A 7,680-nucleotide genomic window follows, 5' to 3' on the forward strand; every position below is an offset into this window, starting at 1 on the left:
TCGGCGGCGCGGGCTCGGTGGTCGCCGGCGTCGTCGGGGCGTCCGTGGTCGGGGTCTCGGTGGGCGTCGGCTCGGGCGCCGGGGTCTGCGTGGGGTCCGGGACCGGCTCGGTCGGCGTCGCGCTCTCCTCGACCGCGAACCCGGCCGGGGCCATCGCCGCGGCCTGCGGCGTGCGGCGGTCCTTGCCGGGGTCGACCAGGGTGAGCCGCAGGTCGGACGGCAGCACGGCGGTCGCCTTGCCGCCCGCGACCACGCGCACCTCGACGCCGTCGGACGCACCGAACCAGGCCGGCTCGGTGCCGCCGCGCTCGGCCGTCGGGTCGGCGGAGCCGAGGTCGTCCAGCTCGATCCAGCGGGACCAGTCGCCGGACTCCGCGCCGCGGGCGCGCGCCTCGACCTTGCCCGTCACCCGTGCCTTGGGATCGGCCCAGGTGACGCCGAGCATGCTGAACGGATCGGTGTCCTGCTGCGCCAGCGACGCGCTGCGCCCGCCGTCGGCGGTCTTCAGCGCGACACTGCTGGTCTTCGTCTCGACCGGGCCCTGCGCCGCCTTGCCGTCGTACTCGCCGTCCGCGTTCCCGGTCACCCCCTGGAAGACCAGTACGCCGGACAGCCCTGCCACCACGGCTATCGCCGTGCCCCACACCCGACGCCGCTTCATGCGGCCCCACCCCTCGCTCGCCATGTGCGCGCCCGTGCGCGCTTGCCGCGCGAAACATACCGGAGCTCGGAAGCGTGACCTCCGGCAGGGCGGGTAGGGAGCTCCGGACGCGCCGCTCAGCCGAGAGCGGGGGGCGGCGGACTCCTGCGCTCGACGTGTGCGTGGAGCAGCGACAGCTCCTCCTGGACGCGCGGGTCCAACTGGTAGTCGAGGTGCCCCAGGATCGGCGCGGGCAACGGATCCTCGGCGCTGCGCCCGAAGCGCGCGGGGTCCCTGAGCGGGCCGAAGTCCGGCACTTTCTCTCCCCACTGGGGCGGGATGGCGATCGGGCCGCCGATCGGGTCGGTCGGCCGCCATCCGTTCCGCCAGACGTCCAGGTCGGTGTAGAGCGCCCGGAGGTGGATCACCCCGAAATACGCCGGGAACCAGCGTCGGTGGATCCGGCTCAGCGGCGAGCCGCAGGTGAGGAGGCAGATCCGGTGCCGGTCCCTCGGCGAGAGCTGCCACAGGGCCGCGGCGATCAGCACGCTTCCCTGACCGTGGCCGCGAAGGACCATCCCGCCTCCGTTTTTCCGGAGCGAGGTGCTCATCCGCCAGGAGAGGTCGGAGATCGCCCGCTCCGCGTACGAGGGAGGGGCCAGCGGGTGGGACGCCCGCGGCCAGAAGGTGCAGATGTCCCAGAACAGGCCGATCGTGCGCCGCGCCGCGGGGTCCCGGTACGCCCGCCAGCTCATGGTCAGCAGCAGCGCCAGGAGGAGCGCCACGAGCCAGGTGCCCATCGTCTGGACGGTCCCCGCCGCCTCCGACAGCGGCCCGGTCGCCCCGCCGGGGAGTGCCTGGGTCGTCAGGGCGCCGACCGTGGCCGCGGCGCCGAGGAGCGCGACGGCCGCCGCCGTCGCGCCCAGGAGCGCCGGAGTGGAATCGGTGAGCCGCGCGCGGGCCGTCGCGGCGGCGATGGCCCTGGTGCGCGGCAGGTCGCTCGGCTCCGCGACCTGGTACAGCTCGCCCACATGCTCCACGACGACCTGGGCGGCCAGCGACTTCCGGAGGACCGACTGCCGGCGCGCGGCCAGCACGGCCAGCGCCACACACAGCACGGCGATCAGAGGGAGCAGGGCCGCGTGCCAGGCGAGCGTCACCGGCGGCCCCGCGATCTTGCCCGTGCCCGCGGCGTCGCCGGGGGCCAGCCAGTCGGCGGTCCACACGGTCGCGCCGCCCGCGAACCCGACCGCGAGCGCGCAGGCGACCGCGGCGAACGCCGGGCCGGCCCGTCCGTTCAGCGCCACCGCCTGGGGACGCGCATGGAAGAGGCGACCGGCGACGAGGGCGAGCGCGGCGGTCAGCAGCCAGAGCGCCACGACCACGTGGTCGAGGGCGTCGACGCCGGGCAGCCGCCCGGAGGCCCGCCACTCCGGCCGCGCCCGGCTGACGTACAGCACGGCGAGCGCGAACTGGACCCACGCCGCGACGGGCAGCGCCCGGGCCACGCGTCGGGGGTCCGACCGCGGCTCCAGCTTCCGCTCGCTGCGGCCCCGGCGCGCCACGACGCCGATCACCGTGAGCCAGCCGACCGTCAGCGTCGCGGCCAGCGCCCAGCCGCAGGCCAGGAGCACGCCGTCGCCGTACGCGGAGCGGTCGTACCGTAGCGCCGCCGCCACCAGAGGCGTGGTCACCGTCAGCACGGAGGCCGCGGTGTGCGCGGAACGCAGCGAGGCCGTGAACCCGCTCCCGTGCCAGAAGCCCGGCGACTCCATCGTCGAGCGCCACGGAGCGTCGACTTCTTCCTCCGTCCGTTCGCGTTGCGGCGGCGGGGAGGCCGACTCACGGGGCGTCCCCGACCGGCGGGACAGCGACGACAGCAGGGCCACCGCGCCGGCCGGGACCACGGCCCAGACGGCCAGCCGGGGACCGGGGTCGAACCACGCGCCGCCGTCGAGGGCGCGGAAGGTCGGCCACGGCTTCCCGCGCGCGCAGGACGCCTGCGCGGCGCACTGCCACGCCACCAGGTCGAGGGCCACTTCGCAGACGACGCCCGCGAGCAGCACGGTGAGGCCGAGGCCCAGCAGGCGCACCAGGACGTCGTACGCGCGCCGGAGCGTCGAACGCCCGCCGTCGGGCTTCGCCCAGTGGGCGAGGTTGATCGCGATGAACGGCAGCGACAGCAGCCACAGGGCCCGCGCCGCGTTGCCCAGGGCCAGGTTCGACCAGGCGTAGTTCTCGGTGACGGGCCCGCCGGCGGCGTCCCGGTCGTCGACCCTGCGGTAGATGCCGGCCGTGCGGTCGCCCGCGACGAGCTCGACGCGGGGATCGTTCAGGATGCGCTCGGGCGAGGTCTCGTCGACGCCGTGGACCGCGAGTTCCATGACCCGCACCCGCGCCCGGGCGAGCGCGGTCAGGTGCTCCTCGTCGTCGGTGGCCGACGCGAGCGAGGCGCTCTCGGCGAGGATCGGGCCGATGCCGACGCTCTCGCGGATGCGTTCCATACGGCGGCTGTCGACGGCCAGTTGCACGGCGCCGTCGCGATCGCCCAGGGCGGCGACCTGGTGCGCGTAGCCGGTCAGCAGGTAGTCGGGGGTGCCCGCCGGCCATCCCTGCGCCTTGTAGCCGTCGGCCCAGGTGTTGATCCGCGCGTCGTACTCGCGGACCTCGTTCCCCAGGGCGTCCTGGGCGGCCACGAGCAGGGTGTCATGGGCGAACGCGTACCCTCGCTCGCTCCGGCGCAGGATGCGTCCGAGGGGGCCGCCGATGCGCTGCCTCAGTTCGAACTCCGGGCGCTCGGTGAGTTCCTGGAAGTCCTGGACCGTCAGGCTGCCGCGGGCGGCCGCGACGAGCCCGATGACTTCGCGAGTCAACTCGTCGCCGCGCAGCGCCTCGTCCATCTCCAGCGCGGCCTGGTGCTGGATGTTGCGGGCGGCCGGCGACGGTTCGAGCCGCAGCACCGGGCAGCTCTGCAACGGGTGTTCGGGGTCGACGTCCATCGGCAGGCCGGGGTGGGGCCGGCTGGTCACCAGGACGCGTACATGATCCGGCGGACTGCTCGGCAGCAGGGAGGCGATGCTCGCGCCGGTCGACCGGTCCTCGTCGAGCCCGTCCACGATCAGCAGGAGCGTGCCGCCTCGCGCCGCCACGCGGTCCGCCGCTTCGGTCAGAAGCCGCCGGAGCTCGCCCGCCCGGGCCGCCGGAGCGGCACCGCCGACCGGGTCCCGGTCGGCCAGCGCGGCGCACTGTTCGATGAGGGATTCGACGTACGCGGGACTGTCCGCGTTGCCCGCGTCCCGGTTGGTGACAAAGAACCACACCGGGACGATGCCGTGCGGCGGATGCAGCGCGAGCCACGAGGTCAGCGCGGTCTTGCCCGCCCAGGGCGCGCCCTGGATCCACTGGTAGGGGTCGGAACCCGCGCAGAAGACGATCAGCTGCTCCAACTCGCCCTGCCGGTCGAGGAGTTCGTCGGGTGCGAGGCCCTGGAGGTAGGCAGTGAACGCGGCGAGCGTCGCCTCACGGTGATGCGGAGGCACGACGTCCGCGAGATCGGCGGGCCGCAGCCCGACCCCGAGCACGATCTCCAGCGCGGCGAGCTCGCTCTCGGTCAGCTGCTCCGACCAACGGTCCACCCGGCTCGCCGCGAGCCGCCCCGGGCCGTCGGACAGATGGTGCCTGGCGACCGTTCCGACGATGCGTCCACCGCTGAACACGGCGGCCCCGGACATCCCGGCCCAGGGGGAGCCCTCCTCCACCGGGTCGGGCGGGAGCACCCGCAGGTCGAGGGTGCCCTCGCGGCGATTGGACAACACCGCGCAGGTGGCGTGGGCGTGCTCCACGTCGCGATACCGGGAGCCGTCGGGCGCGGTGCGCATCTTGAAGGAGGGGAAGCCCACGGCGCCGGTGTGGATGACGGCGTCCCGCTCGCCCACCCCGCCGAACTCGGCGGGCTCGGCCGGGGGAGCGTCGGGCACGGCGAGCACCGCGACGTCGATCCCGGGGTGCGACCAGATCACCGAGGCCGCGGCGGCCGTCTCGCCCGGCCGGTCCGCGTCGAAGCGCACCCGCACCTCGGCCGCGTCCCGCACCACATGGCCTGCGGTCAGAACCTTCCGGGGGGCGATGAGATAGCCGGACCCGCGCCGGCGGCCGCCGCCCGCCAGATCCACGATGACCTCGGCCGCGTACGCGACGCGCAGGCCGGTCGGCACGGGGGTCATGCCGCCGTCACCGCTCGTCGGCGGCCTCGTCGCCGGAGATCAGCACGGCGCGGGTCGCCCCGTCGGCGGTGACGGCCTTCGGGTGCAGGGTGAGGGTGATCCGCTGCGTCGCCGCCTGCCCGTACTTTCCGTCCGCGCCGGCCTCGACGACCCAGAACTTCACCTTGCCGCCGCCGCCCGCCTCGCGGGACACGGCCACGGTCGCCTCGATCTCCACGGGGCCGAGCTCGAAGCGGACCGCCCGATCGGAGCCCTCTGTCGTCGCGGCGATGAGTTCGCTGCGCAACTCCCTGATCATGTCCGCAAGTTCAAGCATGTGCCCCCCTCGCACCGAGCTCGCGCACCGATGCTACTGCTCGGGTCGGTACGCACCAGGGGAATCGCGAGAACCGCGAGAACCCGCGAGAGTCGCCTGAACTTCCCGCCGAACTTCCCGCCGAAAAAAGGTTGGCGGTCCGGCCGCGGCCGCGAGTAACGTACGCGTAGTTCCCGGGCGGCCGTCGGCCGCCGCGGCCGATGAAGCGAACCAGGAGGTGTGACCGATGGCTGTCGTCACGACGGGCGTTGCCCGCATCCAGCAGATCGTCCACTCCACCTCCGTGGTCTCCGGCTGACCTCTCTCTCGCTGACTCCGCGCGCCCGGTCCGGGCGCGCCGCCGGGGCCACCCCTTGAAGGGTTCCCCTTGTCTTTCTCCGCTTCATCGTCCCTCTCTTCTTCCTCCTCCTCTCTCGCCCCGTACGGCTGGGACGAGTCGTGGCAGGCCGAGTTCGCCCCGTACGCCGCGCAGGGGCTCGTCCCCGGGCGGGTCGTACGCGTCGACCGGGGCCAGTGCGACGTCGTCACCGCGGACGGAATCGTCCGCGCCGACACCGAGTTCGTCACCCCGCACGACCCGCTGCGGGTGATCTGCACCGGTGACTGGGCCGCCGTCGAGACCGACGGCAACCCCCGCTACGTCCGCGCGTATCTGCCGCGCCGGACCGCGTTCGCGCGGTCCACCTCGTCCAAGCGGTCCGAGGGGCAGGTTCTCGCCGCGAACGTCGATCACGCGATCATCACCGTCTCGCTCGCGGGCGAGCTGGACCTCGGCCGGATCGAACGCTTCCTCGCCCTCGCCTGGGAGTCCGGCGCCGAGCCGATCGTCGTGCTCAGCAAGGCAGACCTGGTCCCGGACCCGGTCGGGCTGTCGTATCTCGTCGAGGACGTGGAGTCCGTCGCGCCCGGGGTCCAGGTGCTCCCGCTGAGCTCGGAGACCGGGGAGGGCGTGGAAGTCCTCCGGGCGGTCGTGAGCGGCGGGACGAGCGTGCTGCTCGGTGTCTCGGGCGCCGGGAAGTCGACCCTCGCCAACACCTTGACCGGCGAGGACGCCATGGTGGTGCAGGCCGCGCGGGACGTCGACAACAAGGGCCGGCACACCACCACGACCCGCAACCTGCTGCTGCTCCCCGGCGGCGGCGCCCTGATCGACACGCCGGGGCTTCGCGGCGTGGGCCTGTGGGACGCGGAGGAGGGCGTCGGCCAGGTCTTCTCCGAGATCGAGGAGCTGGCCCGCGCCTGCCGCTTCCACGACTGCGCCCACGAGGCGGAGCCGGGCTGCGCAGTGACCGCGGCTGTCGACGACGGCTCCCTGCAGGTGCGCCGCCTTGAGAGCTACCGCAAGCTGCTCCGCGAGAACCAGCGCATCGTCGCCAAGACCGACGCCCGGGTCCGCGCCGAGCTCCTGAAGGACTGGAAGCGCAAGGGCGCCGAGGGCCGCGCGGCCATGGTGGCCAAGCGCGGCCGGGCTCGGTAGGCGTCGGACACGGCGTTCGTCGGGCCGTCGAACGCCGTGTCCGAAAACCGCGAGTCGGGCCCGCCGGGGTCCCGCACACTGGGGGTGTGAGGGACGAAGAGACCAGGTACGAGGCGGTCAGCAGCAGGGACGCACGGTTCGACGGGGCGTTCTTCTTCGCGGTCGAGACCACCGGCATCTACTGCCGGCCCAGCTGTCCCGCCGTCACCCCCAAGCGCAAGAACGTGCGGTTCTTCCCGACCGCCGCCGCCGCGCAGGGCCACGGCTTCCGGGCCTGCCGGCGGTGCCGGCCGGACGCCGTGCCCGGCTCCGCCGAGTGGAACGTGCGGGCCGACGTCGTCGGCCGCGCGATACGGCTCATCGGGGACGGGGTCGTGGACCGCGAGGGCGTGCCCGGCCTTGCCGGGCGGCTCGGCTACAGCGCCCGCCAGGTGCAGCGGCAGCTCACCGCCGAGCTGGGCGCCGGGCCGGTCGCCCTGGCCCGCGCCCAGCGCGCCCACACCGCCCGGCTGCTGCTCCAGACCACCGACCTGCCGGTCACCGACATCGCCTTCGCGTCCGGCTTCGCCAGCGTCCGCCAGTTCAACGACACGATCCGCCGCATCTACGCGCGCACCCCCAGCGCCCTGCGCGCCGAGTCCGGCACCGGCACCGGGGCCGTCCGCACCGCGCACGCCGCCGGCGTCCCGCTGCGGCTCGCGCACCGCGGCCCGTACGCGGCCCGCGAGGTCTTCGACCTGCTCGCCGCGGAGGCCGTGCCCGGCGTCGAGGAGGTCGTCGGCCCACCGGGCGCCCGCACCTACCGGCGCACCCTGCGCCTCCCGTACGGCTGGGGCATCGTCGCCGTCGGCGAGGCGTCCTCCGGGGCCTGGCTCGACGCCCGGATCCACCTCGCCGAGCTGCGCGACCTCACCACCGCCGTGCAGCGGCTGCGCCGCCTGTTCGACCTGGACGCCGACCCGTACGCGGTCGCCGAGCGGCTCGCCGCCGACCCCGGGCTCGCCCCGCGGGTCGCCGCCCGCCC

Annotated in this window: 4 protein-coding genes and 1 pseudogene; 2 read left to right on the top strand and 3 right to left on the bottom strand. The window is 74.6% G+C overall.

Going from position 1 to position 7,680, the window contains the following annotated elements:
• The 3 genes and pseudogenes from VIU94_RS33580 to VIU94_RS33590 form a co-directional block, all read right to left on the bottom strand.
• Positions 1–661: pseudogene (locus VIU94_RS33580) on the bottom strand (N-acetylmuramoyl-L-alanine amidase); the annotation flags it as partial.
• A 116-nt stretch (positions 662–777) separates the two neighbouring features.
• Positions 778–4,863, bottom strand: a complete 4,086-nt coding sequence (locus tag VIU94_RS33585) for a trypsin-like peptidase domain-containing protein (protein ID WP_331917380.1) — start codon at positions 4,861–4,863, stop codon at positions 778–780.
• 7 nt (positions 4,864–4,870) lie between these two features.
• Positions 4,871–5,179 carry a trypco2 family protein gene (locus tag VIU94_RS33590; protein WP_331917382.1) on the bottom strand — a complete coding sequence of 103 codons (309 nt, stop codon included), beginning with the start codon at positions 5,177–5,179 and terminating at the stop codon, positions 4,871–4,873.
• Positions 5,180–5,546: 367 nt separating this feature from the next.
• Here VIU94_RS33590 and rsgA point away from each other — a divergent pair, with 367 nt between their 5' ends.
• Both rsgA and VIU94_RS33600 read left to right on the top strand, forming a co-directional pair.
• A complete protein-coding gene (gene rsgA, locus VIU94_RS33595; protein WP_331917384.1) occupies positions 5,547–6,656 on the top strand; it encodes a ribosome small subunit-dependent GTPase A in 1,110 nt (369 codons plus the stop codon).
• A gap of 86 nt (positions 6,657–6,742) precedes the next feature.
• Positions 6,743–7,680: bifunctional transcriptional activator/DNA repair enzyme AdaA (locus VIU94_RS33600; protein WP_331917386.1), on the top strand; the 938-nt coding region annotated here is incomplete at its 3' end.

Origin of the sequence: Streptomyces sp. (assembly GCF_036566765.1) — a bacterium.
Classification (GTDB): Bacteria; Actinomycetota; Actinomycetes; order Streptomycetales; family Streptomycetaceae; genus Streptomyces.